Consider the following 17879-nt stretch of genomic DNA (forward strand, 5'->3'; position numbering starts at 1 on the left):
CCGCCCGAGGATGGTGGGTCGGCACCAAGCTGATGATGCTGGCGGCGATAGCGGTCATGTTCGCGCTGGAGCCGACCTGGCTCAGCGTGGCGGTGGGAGCGGGGATCGCGACGGGGTGGACCCTGCTCGGCAGGGTGCCGCGCGCGGCGCTCCCCAGGCTGCCACTGTGGCTCATCTGGATCACCCTGTTCGGCGGACTGATCACCGCGCTCGGCGGAGCCGATCCGTATGTCACGGTGGCCGGGGTCGAATTGGGTCTGGGCGGGGCGTCCTACTGGGGAATCCTGATCTCGATGACGGTGCTGTCGCTGTACAGCGCGCTGCTGTTCTGCTGGACCACTCCCATGGTCGAGATCCCCTCGTTCGCCCAGCGATTGGTGGGTTGGGCCGAGCGGGTGGGGATCCCGGCCCAGTCGGCTGCGGTGTCGGTCGCGCTCGCGTTGCGGCTGTGCCCCTTCCTGATCAGCGACTTCCGTACGTTGTTGCAGACCATCGCGCAACGCAAACCCGAACACAAACAGAGTGTGACCGAGCGGATCAACGGCTGGGCGGCCTGCCTGCCGGTCGTCTGCTCGCTGGCGGTGCAGAACGGCCGTGAGCTCGCGGCGGCCATCGAGGCCAGGGGCGGGATCGGATCAGTTGCACGCATCGACCGGAGTCCGAGATTTATCGACCTCGTCGTGCTTATCGTGGTGCTCGGGTCGGTCGGCGCGGTGATCACCCTGGGCTGATTGCGGGTCCGGGTCGGGGTCGGGCGAGCACCGGCCGATGTCGACCACCTGGGAGTACTCGTATGACCGCACAACCAGAGCATGACCGTTCCGGCGCGGACAGCCCGGTACCGAACGCCGCGGCGCCGGACGCCCTTGTCACCGATGTCCTGATCATCGGGGCGGGCATCTCCGGGATCGGTGCTGCATATCGGATCAAAGAACGAAATCCGGGCCTCAGTTACACGATCCTCGAGCGACGCAGCCGGATCGGCGGGACCTGGGATCTGTTTCGCTATCCGGGCATCCGGTCGGACAGCGACATCTTCACGCTGAGTTACCCGTTCGAACCGTGGACCCGGCCCGAGACCGTCGCCGACGGCGGCGACATCAGGGACTATCTGACCGAGACGGCGCGCAAGCACCAGATCGACCGGCACATCTCGTTCGACACCAGGGTCCATTCCGCCGACTGGGATTCGAAGACTGATACCTGGACGGTGCGGGCGGAGCACGACGGTGACCCGGTGACGTTCAGTTGCCGGTTCCTCTTCTTCGGCACCGGGTACTACGACTACGACGACGGGTACACCCCCGACATCACCGGCATGGATCGGTTCGAGGGACAGATCGTCCATCCCCAGTTCTGGCCGGAGGATCTCGACTACGCCGGCAAGGAGGTCGTGGTCATCGGCAGCGGGGCCACAGCGATCACGCTGATCCCCTCACTGGCGCGGACGGCGAACAAGGTGACGATGCTGCAGCGGTCGCCGACCTACATCGCGTCGATCTCGCGGGTCAGCAAGGTCTCCAACGCAATCCGGAAAGTGCTACCCCTCAGGATGTCTCACGCGATCATCCGGTGGCGCAACATTGCGATCATCGTGGTGTCCTACGCGGTCGCGCGTAAGTTCCCCACCGCCATCAAGAAGTTCCTGCGGAAGGTGGCCGTCACGAACCTTCCCGAAGGTTTCGATGTCGACAAACATTTCAAGCCCACCTACCAGCCGTGGGATCAGCGAATGTGCGCCGTACCCGACGCCGACATCTACAAAGCGATCGCCGAGGGCCGGGCAGCCGTGGTCACCGACCGTATCGACTCGTTCGACGAGAAGGGAATCCGGCTTCAGTCCGGTGAGCGATTGGACGCGGACATCGTCGTGACCGCCACCGGGTTGCAGCTGCAATCGCTCGGCGGTATCGCCGTGAGCGTCGACGGAGCGGACGTCAAGACCAGCGACCGGTTCGTCTACAAAGGTCATCTGCTCGAAGACGTCCCGAACCTGGCCTGGTGCGTGGGCTACACCAACGCCTCGTGGACGATGCGCTCGGACATGACGGCACAAGCCGTGGCAAAGCTGTTGGCGTACATGGGAGAAAAGGGGTACACGCATTCCTACCCGCACCTCGGCGATCGGGTCATGGCGGAAAAGCCCAGCTGGGATCTCAAGGCCGGGTACGTGATGCGAAACCCGGACGCGTTGCCGAAGTCGGGTACCAAACGGCCCTGGAACGTTCGCCAGAACTTCGTGCTCGACTCTTTTGATCATCGGTTCGATCGGATCGGGGAGTCGATGGTGTTCGGTACTGCCGGGAGTCCGGATGAGTCGGGCGTGGTGGCGAAAAGCGGTGCTGCGCAGCGATAAGGTCGACGTATGAAGTTCTACGTCCTGTGTGGCCTACTGGGTGCGGCGGGTGTGTTGACGGTTGCCGCCGCCGTGAACGAGGACACCACCTGGTGGTTCGCGGTCGCGATGGTGGTGATCGTGTTTCTGGTGGCGATCCACGATGTCGTGCAGAAGAAGCACGCCATCCTGCGAAATTACCCGGTCCTGGGACACATGCGGTTCCTGCTCGAGTCCATTCGGCCGGAGCTGCAACAGTATTTCATCGAACGGAACTACGACGGCAGGCCGTACGACCGCAACGTGCGTTCTCTGATCTACCAGCGGTCGAAGGGTTTACATGCAGAGCAGGCCTTCGGCACCGAGCGGGAGATCACCGAACCGGGGTACGACTACCTGTTGCACTCGATGGCGCCGGTGAAGATCGGGGCCTCGGTACCAACGGTCCGGATCGGCGGGCCGCAGTGCAGCAAACCCTTCGATGCGTCGTTGTTCAACATTTCGTCGATGAGCTTCGGTGCGTTGTCGGCCAACGCGGTCCGGGCCATGAACAAAGGCGCCGCACGAGGTGGATTCCTGCATGAGACCGGAGAGGGTGGTATCACCGCCCACCACCTCGAATACGGGGCGCCGCTGGTGTGGGAGATCGGGTCAGGCTACTTCGGTTGCCGTGACCGTGACGGGAACTTCGATCAGGAACTGTTTGCGCAGAAAGCATCCCACCCGAACGTGAAGATGATCCTGATCAAACTGAGCCAGGGCGCGAAGCCTGGGCTCGGCGGCGTGCTGCCCGGCGCCAAGGTGACTGCCGCGATCGCCGAGGCGCGGGGCGTGCCGCTCGGCGTGACGGTGATCAGTCCACCCGCCCACAGTGCGTTCACCAGTCCGATCGAACTGATGCACTTCGTGGGGGAACTGCGGCGACTGAGCGGCGGGAAACCGGTCGGCTTCAAGCTCTGTGTCGGTACTCGCACCGACGTACTCGCTCTGTGCAAGGCGATGCTGCGGACCGGTGTACTGCCGGACTTCATCACCGTCGACGGGGCCGAAGGTGGCACGGGCGCAGCGCCGCCCGAGTTCTCCGACCATGTCGGCACACCGCTGAAACTGGGTCTGATGATGATGCACAACGCGTTGGTGGGCTCGGGGTTACGCGGTGCCATCAAGATCGGGGCCGCGGGGAAGGTCGCCAGCGGCACCGACATCGTCAAGGCTCTGGCCCTCGGTGCCGACTTCACCAATGCTGCCCGCGCCATGATGATGGCCGTCGGGTGTATCCAGGCGCAGAGCTGCCACACCAACCGCTGCCCGGTCGGCGTCGCGACACAGGATCCGCGCCGCGCGCGGGCACTGAACGTCGAGGACAAGGGCGACCGCGTCCACAACTATCAGCACGGCACCGTGGAGTCCGCAATGCAGGTGCTGGCCGCCATGGGGCTGACCAGTTTCGAGGACCTCGGACCGGCGCTGGTCATGCGCAGGGTCGGACATTCGTCGGCGGAGTCGTTCGAGGATCTCTTCGAGTGGCTCGACGAAGGTGAGCTGATCCGTGGGTCGCAGCGCACGGAGTGGAGCCGGGACTGGGAACGCGCGGATCCGACCACGTTTGCGGTGCCGAAGGTGCGCACCGCGTAGCTCATCAGCCACCTCGGTCACGTGCGTCACTCGCGTTCGATCACGCCTGTGATCTCGGTCTCCGGTGCGTTTGTTCGAAAATCGGTCGGGTACGCCTTGTGTCGAACGCTCAATATCGCCCCCATCCAACCGAAGGAGAATGATATGAGCATTTCGACAAGCACTTTGCGCAACCAGCTGCGCACCCTGTTGACCTTGACGAATACCGAGGTCCAGGTCGCGGAAACCCGTATTGCCCAGGCTCGCACCGACGCGGTGCGTAAGGAATTGTCCGAGAATGCGGCCAATGGTCGTATCCGCGCAGTGGCCATCGAGAAGGCCATCCGCGACCTCGGTGGGCTGCCCGATGTCCTGCGTCCGGTTCTCGGACGACTTGCGGCCACGGTGAAGGCGCTCGCCGAGCAGGCGCAACCCTTCGACGAAGCGCTGCTCGGTGACCTTGCACTCGAGCATCAGTTGCTCGACCGGTCCATCTACGTCAAGGCGCTGGCCACGGCCGAGAGCGAGCCCGAGGTCGTCGCGTTGGCCGAACGCTTGATCACCGCGCATCAGGCAACCGTCGACTGGCTGACCATCGTCCTCGCCGAGGAAGCGATTGGCGGACCGGTCGCGCTCCGGCGCGGACCGCTGCAGGCCGCCAGCGGCGCGGCACTGCGCGTCGCTGGTATCCCGGCAACGCTCACCGCACGCGGCGTCGACCGTGCCGTCGATGTACTGCGCAGTGCCCCGGCACGTCTCGGCGGATTCGTCGACAAGACCGAAGAGGCAGGTGGAGCTGCGGTCGCACTCGCGACCGACGCTCGCGACAAGGCGGTCAAGCGTGTCACCGACGCCGGCGAGACCGTCGTCGAGCGCGCCTCGGACGCGGGTAAGGCAGCGAGCAAGACTGTCAAGGCAACTCGCGATGCGGCGCTCGACGCTGCGGAGGACACCGCTCGGGCACAGGGCGCGACCGGCGCAGCCGACGCAATCCACGCCGTGCGCGACGCCACCGGCCTCGTCGACCCCGAAGATCTGCCGATCGTCGACTACGACTCGCTCAACGTGAACTCGGTGGTCTCGGCGGTCAAGCAACTCGACGAGCCGTCTGACATCCGTACCGTCATCGCGTACGAAGAGGCACACAAGGGACGCCACGGTGTCATCTCGGCAGCCCAGACCCGCCTCGCCGCCATCGCGGAAGAAATCGTCGGTGTGAAGTGACCTGATCGGTCTCTTGCACTGAACTCCGCTCGCCGTCACCGCAACCCGGTGGCGGCGAGTTTGCGTTCGGATAGTGGGGGTTTTGGCGACCGTTTTCCCAGGTCGATCTCGCCGGAAGCCACCGAGATCGGGATAATCGCTGGCCTCCCACCGAGCGGATGGGGCACAGTTGATCGGTGACCGCACCCTCCGCTCTGCCCCGGGCTCTGAAGCCGTTTCGGCATCAGCAGTATCGGTTGCTGTGCATGGGCCTGGTGCTCGCGATGTTCGCGGACGGTATCTGGACCGTCGGTGTGGTGTGGCAGGTCATCGGGATGGGCGGCGGGCCCGGTCAGCTGTCGCTGGTGACCGCTGTGGCCGCGGTCGGGATGGTCGCCTCGACCCTGCTCGGAGGCGTGCTCGCGGACCGGATGTCGCAACGCACGATCCTCATCGCACTGGAGGCGACCAAGCTGGTCGCGATCGGCGGGGTCGGGCTGCTGGCAATGACGGATTCCGTCGTCCTGTGGCACCTCGTCCTGGTGTCGCTCATCGGTGGCATCACCACCGGTATCTACTATCCGACGTACTCGGCATTGCTCCCGACGCTGGTGCCACGCGACGAACTGATGGCCGCCAACGGCATCGAAGGTACGTTGCGGCCCACAATCTTTCAGGCTGCGGGTCCCGCGGTGGCCGGAGGACTGATCGCGATGTCGTCGCCGGCGGTGGCGATCATCGGGTCGGCGGTGGCCTCCGCACTCTCGGGCATCCTGTACCTGCTGATGCGGCCGACGCCGTCGCGCAGCGAGTCCCGCCCCAAAGCCGAACTCGTGCGCGGAACGGTCACCGACATCGCCGAGGGCTTCGTCTACATGTGGCGAACCCCGTGGCTGCTGGCGACCCTGTTGTTCGCGATGGTGCTTGTGCTCTTGGTGATGGGCCCCTTGGAGGTCCTCATCCCGTTCGCTCTCAAGGACAGGGCAGACGGTGACGCCGGCTCCCATGCGATGGTGTTGGCGGCCTTCGGGATCGGGGGTGCGATCGGCTCTCTCGTACTCGCGTCGATGCAGATGCCCCGGCGTTACCTCACGGTCATGTTCGTCATCTGGGGACTGTCGTCGCTGCCCCTGGTGGTGATGGGTGTGACCGACCAGGTGTGGGTGTTCGTCGTCGCGGGCCTGGTGTTGGGTTTCGCCTTCGACGGGCCGATGGTCATCTGGGGAACGCTGCTGCAGCGCCGGGTACCACTCCACATGCTGGGGCGGGTGTCGAGTCTCGACTTCTTCGTGTCGGTCGCACTGATGCCGGTGTCCATGGCGATTGCCGCACCGGTCAGCGAATTGATCGGGCTGACAGCGACCTTCGTCATCGCGGGCATCGCGCCTGTGCCGATCGCCGCGATCGCCTATTTCTGGGCAAGGTTGAACATCGACGAGATCGCCCATCCGTTGCGAGACGACATCGAGGTCGTGTCACCGGTCGGCGGCAGGACGTAGTACGTCCGCCTGAGTCGCCTGAGAACCGCGGACGCTGCTGCCGCCTGAGGGGTTCACACCAGGAACGCGCTCGCGGCGTCGCGCACCAGAACGGTCAGGTCGTTGACGATCGGTGACTCCAATGTCCAGAACTGCCAGAACAACTGGACATCCACGTGACGATTGCCGAGCGTCTTCACCGTGCCGGCAGCGAGCGCAGGCTGGATCTGAGCGGCCGGTACCGCACCCCAGCCTGCGCCGAGTTCAACCGCGCGCCGGTACTCGGTCGAGGCCGGGACGTAGGTGATCGGTGGGTCGACGTGGCGGCGGGTCAGGCGCCCGAGAAGATCGAACTGGATGGTGTCCTTGCGATCGAACGCCACCATCGGGGCCCGCCCGAGGTCGGCCGCCCGCAGTCCGTTCGGTAGCCATGTCTCGATGAAATCGACACTCGCCACCGGTAGATAACGCATCGCGCCGAGTGGCAGTACGGTGCACCCACGCACCGGTCGCGGATCGGAGGTGACCGCGCCCACCGCCTGACCGGCGCGGAGAAAACCGGTGGAGTGGCTCTCGTCGTCCCGGAGGATCTCCACCGCAACCGGGTGACGGCGCTGGATCTCGGCGACCACCGGTAGGAGCCAGATGGAGATCGAGTCGGCGTTCGCGGCGATCGGCAGATGCATCCGGGGAGTGTCTCGCGGATCTTCATGTCCCACTTCGGGTTCACCGGCGAGATCGGCTGCGGCTTCGAGGCGGAGTAGGTCCCATTGCGCGGCCAGTCGGAGCAGGACCTCACCGTCGGGGGTGGCCCTGGCGGGTTTTGTGCGTTGCACGAGGACGCGCCCGACCGTGGCCTCCAGGGCCTTCATGCGCTGACTCACCGCAGACGGTGTCAGGTGTAGCGACTCGGCTGCGGCATCGAATGTGCCTTCACGCACCACCGCCGCAAGTGTCTGCAGGCCCTCGCTGCTGATGTCCATCATGAATCATTCTAATGGATCGTGAAAAACATTCGCTGGATTGACGGTCGCGACGGCCTTAGCGTGTGTCGGGTGACTTACTTCGTACCTGCCGTCGCCGGCCTCTTCACCGGGGCCGGGCTCATCATCGCCATTGGCGCCCAAAACGTATTCTTGCTCCGGCAAGGGATTCGACGCGAGCACGTGCTGTCGGTCGTGGCGGTCTGTACTGCGTCGGATATCGTTCTCATCCTGGCCGGCGTGGCCGGACTCGGCGCGCTCGTCACGGCATATCCACAGGTGGTCGACATCGCGACGATCGCCGGTGGTGCATATCTGTTGGTTCTTGCGACCATGGCCGCGCGTCGGGTGGCCCGTCCGGTCGCCATGGACACCGCCGGTGGGGCGGCGGCGGCGAGTCGCTGGGCCGCTGTGGGCACCGCGGTCGCGCTGACGTGGCTCAACCCGCACGTATACCTCGACACCCTGATCACCCTCGGTGCGATTGCGAACAGCCATGGTCCGCAGGAGAAATGGGTGTTCGCCGCCGGCGCGTGTGTGGCGTCGCTGCTGTGGTTCGCCGCGCTGGGGTTCGGATCGGCCCGCCTGGCCCCGCTGTTCGCCAAACCGCGGGCCTGGCAGATGCTCGACGTGCTCGTCGCCGTGGTGATGGGCACACTCGGTGCCGGGCTGATCCTCAGTGCCGTGTTCTGACGGCGGTCTTGGCTCCGCGCCGGTTTCTGACTACTGTTGTTCTCAGAGTTCCCCGGCAGTGAGGTACACCAGCATGGACAACGACAAGGCAGTCGCCACCTTCTTCGAACTGAAGGAGAGTCAGGCGGTGAGCGCACCGGCCGATCTCGACGAGCTGTGGGCGGCCCTCGAACCGATCGGCCGCGACTTCATGCTCGGAGCCTGGTCGGGTGGAGAGCTGCCCAGCGGCCACGCCATGGACGGCCAGTTGGAGCAGGTCAACTGGCACGGCAAGACGTTCGACGCATATCACGATGTCAAGCCACTGGTCTGCCGCGACGACGAGGGCAACCTCTACTCGAACAAGGAATTGGGCAAGGGCGAGGCCAGCCTGTGGGCGGTCGAGTTCCGGGGTGAGACCACCGCGGCCATGGTCTACGACGGTCAACCCGTCATCGACCACTTCAAGAAGGTCGACGACACCCACGTCATGGGCATCATGAACGGCAAGACCTCACTGGTGCGCGACAAGCACTTCTACTTTTACCTCGAACGCGAGTGACCCCCGCTTCATTCGAGGCGCGGGCCGCGGTGCTCAGCGAGGTGGGTGCGCCGCCGGCGTTGCGCGACGTGCAGGTTCGCGAACCGGTTGGTGATGAAGTCCTGGTGCGCATGCAGGCGGTCGGCATCTGCCACACCGACATCTCGTTGGCCGACCGGTGGCCGGACAAGCGGATGCCGATGGTGTTCGGTCATGAGGGCGCCGGGGTCGTCGAGGCGGTCGGCCGTACAGCCACTTTGCGGGTCGGCACGAGGGTCGTCCTGACGTTCAACAGCTGCGGACAGTGCAACCATTGCAAGGCAGGCGAGCCCGCGTATTGCCGGCAGTCGACCGCTCTGAACATGCGTGGAGACAGAGGTGAGGTGACGGGATCAGTGCGTGGCGAGCACGGTCCGATCAACGGTGACTTCTTCGGTCAGTCCAGTTTCGCCACATATGCGCTCGCGCACCAGCGCAATACTGTGCCGATAGGCGAAGAGATCGGAATGTCGGTGGCTGCTCCGCTCGGATGCAGCGTGCAGACCGGTGTGGGCGCGATCCTCAACGCCTTGCGCCCCGTGCTCGGGCAGAGCGTGGTGGTCTTCGGCGCAGGCGCGGTGGGTCTCTCCGCAGTCATGGGTGCCCGGATCGCGGGTGCTCGCGTCATCGTTGCCGTTGATCCCATCGCCGAGCGGCGAGCGCTGGCGGTCGAGCTCGGCGCCACCGCAACGGTGGATCCTGCTGCGGGCGATGTGGTGTCGGTTGTGGCGGAGTTCACCGGAGGTGGTGCCGATCATGTCCTGGACACCACTGCCATTCCCGCGGTCCTCGCCGAGGCGGTCACCGCCTTGCGCTCTCGCGGACAGCTGGGCATCGTCGGCCTCGGAGCCCCGACCGCGGCGCTTCCGGTCGGACTGATCATGGGTAGAGGTCTACGGATCCGCGGAATCGTAGAAGGCGACAGCGTGCCCACCACCTTCATCCCGGAACTGATAGATCTCTACAAACGTGGTGATCTCCCGCTCGAGAAGCTGATCACGACCTACGACTTCGCTGATTTCGACAATGCCTGGGCCGCCGCACAATCCGGAGCGGCGATCAAACCGGTCCTCACCTTCTGATCGCCTTCCCCCACCGATTTTCGCGCCGTCCACCCGCCTCTGCGAGTGGATGGCGCAAAAACGGGTGGGGGGAGGTACCAGGCTCGGGGAAACTCAGGCTGTCGAACCGAGATCGGGGAGCGGGAAGGGCAGCGGTGAACTGCGACGCGGACAGGGTGAGTCGAACTCGTCGCGACAGGTGATGGTGATCGACAGATCGTTGTTCTGGTGGCAGTCGAGATGCCGAGAGTCGCCGCCCAGGCACGTGAGTGTGAAGGGCGACTGGGCGGGTTGACCGTCTTCATCCTCCTGGAAGCTGATCTCGACATGGCCCTGATACGGACTGGTGACGTAGACGTCGAACCAGGCGTAGCTCTTCACGGTGAAACAGGCGGGGACCACGGACACGCTCACATCCATCCACAGGTCGTGGACCTCAGGAAGCCAACTGGTCGTCCGAAAAGGGAACTCGCCGTTCGCGTTGACGCATTTGAACGCGTCGGGGTCGCGCTGCACGCCACCGGCGACCCCGGGGCCGAGGTCGAGGGTGATCGCACTGTGGACGCGGTATTCACCAACCCCCGGCAGAACTCCGACAGTGTCGGGTTCGTCGGCCGATGCGGCGGCGGGGAGCGTGGCCACGAGACCGACAGTCATGAGTACGGCAAACAGCGAGCGGAAGACCATCCCGGCACTTTTTGGCATGCGCTAGATTAGATCCGTTTCGACGCTGAGGTTGGGTCAACGCCGAAACCGTATTCCTTTGTCTGGCTATCTTTCCCGGTCAGGGCCTGATGATCGTCAGGCCGAGTCGATGGCGCCCAACGCGTACCGCCCCGGCGTATGGCCGTACTCACGCGAGAAGGCCGTCACGAACGCGGGCACGCTGGAGTATCCGACGCGGTGCGCAACCTCGGTCACCGATTTCGTCTCGAGTAGGACGACGGCCGCGTCGAGCCGAGTTCTGGTGCGCCACTGCGAATACGACACCCCGAACTCGCGGACGAAGTCGCGCTGCAGGGTCTTGGTACTGGTGTGCAGTCGGGCTGCCCACTCGTCGAGGCGAGTCTGGTCGGCGGGGTCGTGCAGGAGCGTTCGGGCGATGGTCTGCGCGAAACCTGTGGCGCGCGACGATGACGGTATCCCGATGGGGTCACGGCCGACGAAATCGCGGTGGGTGGCGCCCAGACCCGCCATGATCGTGGCCCGAGCCGCCAGCGCCTTCGCCTCGTCCTGGCCAGGTCGAGCGATCTGCTCGATGAGCCTGCGCGACTGCTGGTCCGCCGATACCGCCGCCACCCGCAACATACGCAGGCACTGCGGTACTTCGCGCAGACAGATGCGATAGATGATCTGCTTCCGCGACGTGAAGACCTCGTGGGTGACGCCGCGGCGCACCCACAATGCCTCGGTGGCGCCGATGAACTCGGTTCTGTTGGCGTGACGCACAGACAACATGCCGTCGGGGGTCCAGTACAGCTGGTGCACGAAGTCGCTGCGGGATTCGGGGATCTCGAGTGCGCCGCCGGACCCGTATTTGAGGATCAGGATTCCGGTGGGTGGACCGAGGCCGTATCCGTACTCCTCGACCCAGAGCGGGTCGGCGCCTGCCCCGAAGCTGCCGGCAGGTCCGGACCTGTCGAAGTGTCCTCCGAGCGTCACAGAGTGTCCTCCCGACGAAGCCGCTGTGGTCATTGGTAAGGCTAGCCTCAGCTGGAAAGCTCGGCGCGTCGGGGCCCGCGTCGCGAGTCCACTCCTGTGAGAAAGAAGTACATCTTGTTTGCACGTCATCTCGGGTTTCGTATGGCTGCTGCTGCCGCCACGCTGGGCCTTGCTCTGTCCGCCGTGGCCTGCGGCAGTGATTCCGACAGCGGTTCGGCCGCCGAATCGACGACCAGCGAGACCCGGGTTTTCGCTGCCGACAACGGTGAGATCGAGATCCCGGTGGCGCCGCAGCGGATCGTCGCCACCGGCTACGCGGTACCGCCCCTGATCGAGGCGGACGCACCGCTCGTCGGTATCTCCGAATGGAAGCGCGGGATCCCGCTGATGACGCCTGACGATCTGGCCGACTATGAGTCGACCCAGAAGATCGCAGGCGACACGTCGGCTGCCGACACCAACTACGAGGCCATCGCCGGCGTCAACCCGGACCTCATCATCATCGGGGTACCGCAACCGGCGATGGTCGACCTCGACCTGGGCGCTCTGGAGGCGATCGCACCCGTCGTCGCCATCGGACCGACCAACCCGGCAGCATGGCGGGAACTGACCAAAAGACAACTCGATGCCGCGGGCAAGCTCGACGCCTACGAGTCGACCAAGAAGACCTACGACGAGAAAGCGGCTGGACTCGAGCAGAAGTACGCGGGAGTCCTCGGACCGCTGGAGTTCGGACACCTGGGTGCATACGGCGAATCGGCCGCAGGCAACTTTCAGCGGGAGTTCGGTGGATCGTGGGGCACCAACATCGCGCAGGACGTCGGAGTGAACTACTACGGCGAGGTCAAGGAGAAACTCGGCGGATCGCAGGACAGTTCGGAGTACCCGTCCATCGAGAGCATCCCGGAGAGCTTCGCCGACGCCGACGTGATCACGTACACCGTCGAAGCCGATGGATCGGTCGGACCCGAGGTCCGATATGTCCTGGACTCGCCCTTGTTCAAGACCCTGCCCGCAGTCCAGGCAGGCAAGGTCTACGGCCTCAAGTACACCGAGGCCGCGACCTACACCTCGGCGCTGCAGACCCTCGACGCGATCGATGAGGCGCTGGCTCCGTTGCTGACCGGATCGGCCGGACCGAGTAGCTCGGCACCCACATCGTCGACCCCCAGCGGGTCGTGAAGATCACCCGAGACGATCCACGGAGCCGTGTCGCCACCCACCATCGGTCGGGTGACGGCACGGCTCGGATCGGTTATCCGATCGGGGTCTGCAATGTGGTGGTCAAGAGCCGGGAGGTGATCACTCCCCGCATGATCAGACTCACGCTTCAGGGCCCGGAACTGGCGGGCTTTCACACCTACCAGGCCGATGACCACGTAAAGATCGTCTTCCCGGACGCCGACGGCATCCTGCGGCCGCCCGTGCCCAACGACGCACAAGAACTCGACTGGCCACGCCCCTGGGGGCCCGCTCGCAAGTACACGATTCGGCGCTTCGATCCCGAGCTGCTCGAGATCGATCTCGACTTCGTCCTCCACGAGGGCGGTGTGGCGTCGACCTGGGCGGCGAACGCGGAACCGGGCGACATCGTGGTGATCGCCGGGCCGCCGGGGGCGCACGCCTTCGCGCACAACTTCGACCACTACATCTTTGCCATCGACGCCACAGCGCTACCCGCGGTGGCCCGGTGGCTCGATGAATCGACGGTCGACGTGTCCGCCGATGTGATCATCGAGGTCTCACATGAGGAGGAGACCCGCTACCCGTTGGCCGATCGGGCCGGTGTCCGCGTTCAGTGGCTCGTCCGGCCCACCGACCGTTCGCTGCTGGTCGAGGCGGTCGACGCTCTTGACCTACCCGCCGGCCGGGTCTTCCACTTCGGCGCGGGTGAGGCCGACGACATCCGCCCGCTGCGCCGCCGCGGGACCGACCGGTTGATCATCGGGTACTGGAAGCGCGGTTCAGCCGACCACGACGGCGATTAGCCCCGGGCTAGTCGGCGACCTTCACCACGGCTTTGCCGAAGTTGCGGCCGGCGAGGAGTCCGCGGAAGGCGTCGAGGACGTTGTCGAGGCCGTCGGTGATGTCTTCGCGGTACTTCAGCGATCCGTCTGCAACCCAACCCGACGCCTCGTCGAGGAACTGTGGCATCTGCTCGCCTGCGAACTCGGTCTGGATGAAACCGCGGATGGTCAGGCTCTTGACCAACACCGCATTCATGAGCTGGCCGGTGCGATCAGGTCCTTCCGGGAGCGACGTCAGGTTGTAGTTGGCCACCAGGCCGCACACGGGGATGCGGCCGTAGAGGTTCATCCGGCGGATGACCTGATCGAACACGTTGCCGCCGACGTTCTCGAAGTAGACGTCGATGCCGTCCGGTGTCGCGGCCTTGAGCTGCTCGGCGAAGTCGTCGGCACGGTGGTCGACCGCGGCGTCGAAGCCGAGTTCGTCGATGAGGTACTGCACCTTGTCGGGGCCACCCGCGATGCCGACAGCCCTGGCACCCTTGATCTTCGCGATCTGTCCGACCGCTGAGCCCACAGGTCCGGCCGCGGCGGCGACCACGACAGTCTCGCCGGGCTGCGGAGTGCCGATGGTGAGCAGGCCGGAGTAGGCGGTGAATCCCGGCATCCCCAGCACACCGAGTGCTGTCGACGGCGGGTTGGTTGCTGGATCGAGCTTGCGGAGGTACCTGGCCTTCTCTACCGAGTGCGTCTGCCAGCCGCCGTAGCCGAGGACGATATCGCCTTCGGAGAAGTCGTCGACCGTCGACTGCAGCACGCGCGAGACGGTGGCGCCGACCATCGTGTCGTCGATCTCCACAGGAGGGGCATACGACTTGGCGGCGCTCATCCGACCACGCATGTAAGGGTCGAGGGAGAGGTACAACGTCTGCAACACCACCTCGCCGGGTGTGGGTTCGGGTAATGCCACGTCCTCGAATCGGAAGTCCGAATCCTTCGGCTCTCCATGTGGTCGGGATGCGAGCACTACGCGGGTGGTGTTTGTCATTCTTCTCCTCATCGAGACACTGATTACCCCAGCTGCAACGGTCCCGGCCCGGGCCGATGTTCCTCACCGTAGGCGAATGTGAGGTACCTCAAGTCGTTGTTCGGCGAACCGGTGGTCGATAGTGTGGGCCGATGAGCAGCGACGCCTCCGAACCTTTTCAGTCTCCCGGTCGTGCCCGTCAGAACGAGATCTACACCGCCGGGGTGTTCGGCCGAAAACCGAAGGTGCCGACAAACTTCGAGGCGCTGGAACGTGCTGCGCGACGCAGGATGTCGGCCAAGGCGTGGGCCTATGTGGCCGGGGGTGCGGGCGACGGGGGGACGATGCGGGCAAACCGGACCGCGCTCGAGCGGTGGGCGATCGTTCCGCGGATGCTCCGGGACGTGTCCAAGCGCAGTCTCGCCACAGAACTGTTCGGACAGCATCTGCCTGCTCCCGTTCTGTTCTCCCCGGTGGGCGCGGGCGCACTTGCCTTTCCGGATGCAGACGTCCACATAGGAAGAGCTGCAGCTCAACTCGGGGTCCCGTACATCTTCTCGAGTCAGGGCAGTGCGCCGATGGAGCGCACGGCAGCTGCGATGGACGAGGTCACCCCCGGGGCGCCGCGCTGGTATCAGCTGTATTGGTCCACCGACGAGGACCTCGTCGACAGTTTTCTCGCACGGGCCGAAAAGTCCGGTGCTGCAGCCATAGTCGTCACGCTCGACACCACCATGCTCGGCTGGCGGCCCCAGGATCTGAATCTCGGCTCGCTGCCCTTCGCGCAGGGTCTCGGGATCGACCAGTACACCTCGGACGACAGATTCATCTCGATCGTTCGGGATCGGATCGCGGTGGCGCCACCTCGGGAGAGGCCGGCGATCACCATCGGCGCCATCAGATCTCTGATCTCGATGGCTCGCCACACCCCGGGAAGCGCTGTGCGCAATCTCGTTTCGCCGGTGCCGCGGGAATCGGTCCAGACGTTCCTCGAGATCTATTCCCGGCCGTCGCTGAACTGGACAGACATTGCCGGACTTCGCGAACGGACCTCGTTGCCGATCGTGCTGAAAGGAATCCTGCATCCCGACGACGCATTGCAGGCGGTGGACCACGGTGTCGACGGCATCCTCGTCTCCAACCACGGAGGCAGGCAGGTCGACGGCTCGATCAGTTCCATCGACGCCCTCGTCGACGTCGCGAAGGCTGTAGACGGGAGATCGAAGGTGCTGTTGGACTCCGGTATTCGTGGTGGTGCCGACGTCTTCAAGGCGCTTGCCCTCGGCGCTGACGCGGTATGCATCGGACGACCGCACATGTACGGATTGGCGCTCGACGGTGCGGATGGCGCGCGCGATGTCGTCGCCAACATCATTGCCGAACTCGACCTCACCCTCGGGCTGTCCGGGCACACCAGTACGGCAGATCTCACGGCCGCTGCCCTGAAGAAGGCCACCTGACTACTATTGACGAAAGTCAGCAGGTACCGTGGAGTCAGCGCCCGGGATCGCCCGATCCCGGCCGCGGCTCGATGGGAGAAACAATGGTCACGCTGAACAACGCCACCGTCCTGGTCACCGGCGCCAACGGTGGGCTCGGTACCGAGTTCGTCACGCAGGCGCTCGCGCGCGGTGCCACCAAGGTCTATGCGGCGGCACGCAACCCTCGGGAGTGGGGCGACGACCGGATCGTGCCGATTCGCCTGGACGTCACGGACGCCGCGTCGATCGCGGCCGCGGCGTCATCCGCCGCCGACGTCGACATCGTGATCAACAATGCAGGTCAGTCGACTGCCGGCCGGCTGATCGATCAGCCGGTCGGCGAACTGAAGGCATTGATGGACATCAACCTCTACGGGCCGATCGCGGTGACCAAGGCGTTCGCCCCGGTCCTCGCAGCGAACGGCGGGGGCGCTGTCATCAACGTCCACTCGGTGCTGAGTTGGATCGGTATCGGCAGCTCGTACAGCGTGTCCAAGGCTGCGTTGTGGATGGCGACCAACGTGCTGCGTCTCGAGCTGGCGCCGCAGGGGACCCAGGTCCTGGGCCTGCATCTCGGCTACACCGACACCCCGATGACCGCGGACGTCACGGCCGAGAAGAACGACCCCGCCGACGTCATCCGGGACGCCTACGATGGCCTCGAAGCCGGCCAGTTGGAGGTCCTCGCCGACGACGTCAGCATTCAGGTCAAAGCCGGTCTCGCTGCGCCTGTCGAGGCCCTGTACCCACAGTTCGCGCCGTCCCGATGATGGGTTGTTCTGGCGAACGCGACCTGGCGTTTTGTTCGCCAGAACGACCCATTTTCGGAAGTCAGGTGAGAGGCTTGCCGGCCTTGATGCGCCGTCTCGTGTCCCACAGGTAGGCGTTGAACGGGAATGCGCGCAACGGTGTCGGCAACCGCCCGACCACGTTGCGGGCGATTCGGTTGTGGAGGTCGAAGAGGCGCTGTTGCCGTGGGGTCCACGTCAGATTCATCTTCTCGCGGAACTCCGGGGGCAAGAAGCCCGTGGTGAGGAACAGGCCGAAGTCGCCGATCAGTAGCGACACCGGCTTCGGCAGGAACTCGAACCTCGCGATGCTGACGAGCAGGTCGCGGATGGTGTCGTCGATCTCCAGTCCGGACACGGTCGAATCCCAATACTGCTGGAAGTCGGCGCGCGTCGCGGGCCACATGTCTCGAGGCATCTGCAGGGTGGTGCCCATCAGCGCACCCTGCTGGTAGGCCTCTTCGGTGACCGCGGCCGGATCGCCGAAGAGAACCTGCATGTCCTCCCAGCCCTTGTAGAGGCACGCTGCGACCCAGAGCTGCAGGGTCGGATCGAAGGCGCTGTACTCGACCGGACTCGACTCCGTCGACCGAACCTGCGCATGCGAATGCCCGACAGCGCGGCGGTAGGCCCTGCGGTCTTCCGGGGAGCCGTTGACGGCCACCGCCAGGTAGGCGAGCGTCGTGCGGCCCCGTTTGAGTGGGTGCTTGAACAGATTTCCGCTGTCGACCTTGCTCTCGGCGACGCCGTAGCCAACAGCGGGGAGGGCGAGTTGCATGATCACGTTGGCAGCGCCGGCCAGGGCGGAGATGCCCGGCATCTCCAGGAGATCGCCACTCGCGCTGTCCGCCTGTTCGCGGGTCCACACCGGTGCTCGGTGGGTTGGGCGGGAAAGGGGCGAAGCCTCGGAGAGTGCGCTGCTGCCTTCAACGGTCCCAGACGTCATTGTCTGCCTTCCTGCCGAGAATATTGTGAGAACATGCGTTGTCGCTTTCAATTGAAGTCGCGTTTGCAGTGATTGTCAATTG

Annotated in this window: 16 protein-coding genes and 1 pseudogene; 12 read left to right on the plus strand and 5 right to left on the minus strand. The window is 65.0% G+C overall.

Annotated elements, in window-relative coordinates; genetic code table 11:
- Nucleotides 1–8: 8 nt before the first annotated feature.
- The 5 genes and pseudogenes from J3S28_RS28955 to J3S28_RS01165 form a co-directional block, all read left to right on the plus strand.
- A pseudogene (locus J3S28_RS28955) lies at nucleotides 9–731 on the plus strand (energy-coupling factor transporter transmembrane component T family protein); the annotation flags it as partial.
- Between the two features lie 62 nt (nucleotides 732–793).
- Nucleotides 794–2356 (plus strand): flavin-containing monooxygenase, encoded by a 1563-nt coding sequence (locus J3S28_RS01150; RefSeq protein WP_207836106.1) that lies wholly within the window; start codon nucleotides 794–796, stop codon nucleotides 2354–2356.
- A 9-nt stretch (nucleotides 2357–2365) separates the two neighbouring features.
- The gene (locus J3S28_RS01155) at nucleotides 2366–3970 is read left to right on the plus strand and encodes an FMN-binding glutamate synthase family protein (RefSeq protein ID WP_207836109.1); all 1605 of its coding nucleotides are present in this window, start codon (nucleotides 2366–2368) and stop codon (nucleotides 3968–3970) included.
- 144 nt (nucleotides 3971–4114) lie between these two features.
- On the plus strand, nucleotides 4115–5173 hold the full coding sequence (locus J3S28_RS01160) for a DUF8129 domain-containing protein (RefSeq protein ID WP_207836115.1): 1059 nt from the start codon (nucleotides 4115–4117) through the stop codon (nucleotides 5171–5173).
- A gap of 176 nt (nucleotides 5174–5349) precedes the next feature.
- Complete coding sequence (locus tag J3S28_RS01165) at nucleotides 5350–6651, plus strand: MFS transporter (RefSeq protein WP_207836118.1); 1302 nt, start codon at nucleotides 5350–5352, stop codon at nucleotides 6649–6651.
- Nucleotides 6652–6704: 53 nt separating this feature from the next.
- On the opposite strand, the gene J3S28_RS01170 is transcribed toward J3S28_RS01165, so the two are convergent.
- Nucleotides 6705–7613, minus strand: coding sequence for a LysR family transcriptional regulator ArgP (locus J3S28_RS01170; RefSeq protein WP_207836121.1), 909 nt, complete (start codon nucleotides 7611–7613; stop codon nucleotides 6705–6707).
- A gap of 72 nt (nucleotides 7614–7685) precedes the next feature.
- On the opposite strand from J3S28_RS01170, the gene J3S28_RS01175 reads away from it, so the two are divergent.
- From J3S28_RS01175 to J3S28_RS01185, 3 genes are all read left to right on the plus strand, one after another.
- The gene (locus J3S28_RS01175; protein WP_207836125.1) at nucleotides 7686–8306 is read left to right on the plus strand and encodes a LysE/ArgO family amino acid transporter; all 621 of its coding nucleotides are present in this window, start codon (nucleotides 7686–7688) and stop codon (nucleotides 8304–8306) included.
- Nucleotides 8307–8379: 73 nt separating this feature from the next.
- Complete coding sequence (locus J3S28_RS01180; RefSeq protein ID WP_207836128.1) at nucleotides 8380–8847, plus strand: DUF4334 domain-containing protein; 468 nt, start codon at nucleotides 8380–8382, stop codon at nucleotides 8845–8847.
- Nucleotides 8844–9947: an NAD(P)-dependent alcohol dehydrogenase gene (locus J3S28_RS01185; RefSeq protein WP_207836131.1), complete on the plus strand. Its 1104-nt coding sequence runs from the start codon at nucleotides 8844–8846 to the stop codon at nucleotides 9945–9947. Before J3S28_RS01180 ends, J3S28_RS01185 begins: the two co-directional genes overlap by 4 nt.
- Before the next feature lie 93 nt (nucleotides 9948–10040).
- Here the strand turns inward: J3S28_RS01185 and J3S28_RS01190 are convergent, their stop codons facing one another.
- Both J3S28_RS01190 and J3S28_RS28675 read right to left on the minus strand, forming a co-directional pair.
- On the minus strand, nucleotides 10041–10631 hold the full coding sequence (locus J3S28_RS01190) for a hypothetical protein (protein ID WP_207836133.1): 591 nt from the start codon (nucleotides 10629–10631) through the stop codon (nucleotides 10041–10043).
- Nucleotides 10632–10727: 96 nt separating this feature from the next.
- A complete protein-coding gene (locus J3S28_RS28675; RefSeq protein WP_207836135.1) occupies nucleotides 10728–11588 on the minus strand; it encodes a helix-turn-helix domain-containing protein in 861 nt (286 codons plus the stop codon).
- A 141-nt stretch (nucleotides 11589–11729) separates the two neighbouring features.
- On the opposite strand from J3S28_RS28675, the gene J3S28_RS01200 reads away from it, so the two are divergent.
- The gene (locus tag J3S28_RS01200) at nucleotides 11730–12770 is read left to right on the plus strand and encodes an ABC transporter substrate-binding protein (protein ID WP_207836140.1); all 1041 of its coding nucleotides are present in this window, start codon (nucleotides 11730–11732) and stop codon (nucleotides 12768–12770) included.
- Nucleotides 12767–13576 (plus strand): siderophore-interacting protein, encoded by an 810-nt coding sequence (locus J3S28_RS01205; protein WP_207836141.1) that lies wholly within the window; start codon nucleotides 12767–12769, stop codon nucleotides 13574–13576. Before J3S28_RS01200 ends, J3S28_RS01205 begins: the two co-directional genes overlap by 4 nt.
- A 7-nt stretch (nucleotides 13577–13583) precedes the next feature.
- Here J3S28_RS01205 and curA read toward each other — a convergent pair whose 3' ends face one another.
- Nucleotides 13584–14603: an NADPH-dependent curcumin/dihydrocurcumin reductase gene (curA, locus tag J3S28_RS01210; RefSeq protein ID WP_207836143.1), complete on the minus strand. Its 1020-nt coding sequence runs from the start codon at nucleotides 14601–14603 to the stop codon at nucleotides 13584–13586.
- Nucleotides 14604–14734: 131 nt separating this feature from the next.
- On the opposite strand from curA, the gene J3S28_RS01215 reads away from it, so the two are divergent.
- Together J3S28_RS01215 and J3S28_RS01220 are read left to right on the plus strand one after the other, a co-directional pair.
- Nucleotides 14735–16042: an alpha-hydroxy-acid oxidizing protein gene (locus J3S28_RS01215; RefSeq protein ID WP_207836148.1), complete on the plus strand. Its 1308-nt coding sequence runs from the start codon at nucleotides 14735–14737 to the stop codon at nucleotides 16040–16042.
- 83 nt (nucleotides 16043–16125) lie between these two features.
- A complete protein-coding gene (locus J3S28_RS01220; protein ID WP_207836157.1) occupies nucleotides 16126–16833 on the plus strand; it encodes an SDR family oxidoreductase in 708 nt (235 codons plus the stop codon).
- 61 nt (nucleotides 16834–16894) lie between these two features.
- Here J3S28_RS01220 and J3S28_RS01225 read toward each other — a convergent pair whose 3' ends face one another.
- Entirely contained in the window at nucleotides 16895–17797 is a 903-nt protein-coding gene (locus J3S28_RS01225) for an oxygenase MpaB family protein (RefSeq protein WP_207836165.1), read from the minus strand.
- Between the last annotated feature and the right edge of the window lie 82 nt (nucleotides 17798–17879).

It is taken from the genome of Williamsia soli, assembly GCF_017377795.1.
GTDB lineage: Bacteria > Actinomycetota > Actinomycetes > Mycobacteriales > Mycobacteriaceae > Williamsia > Williamsia soli.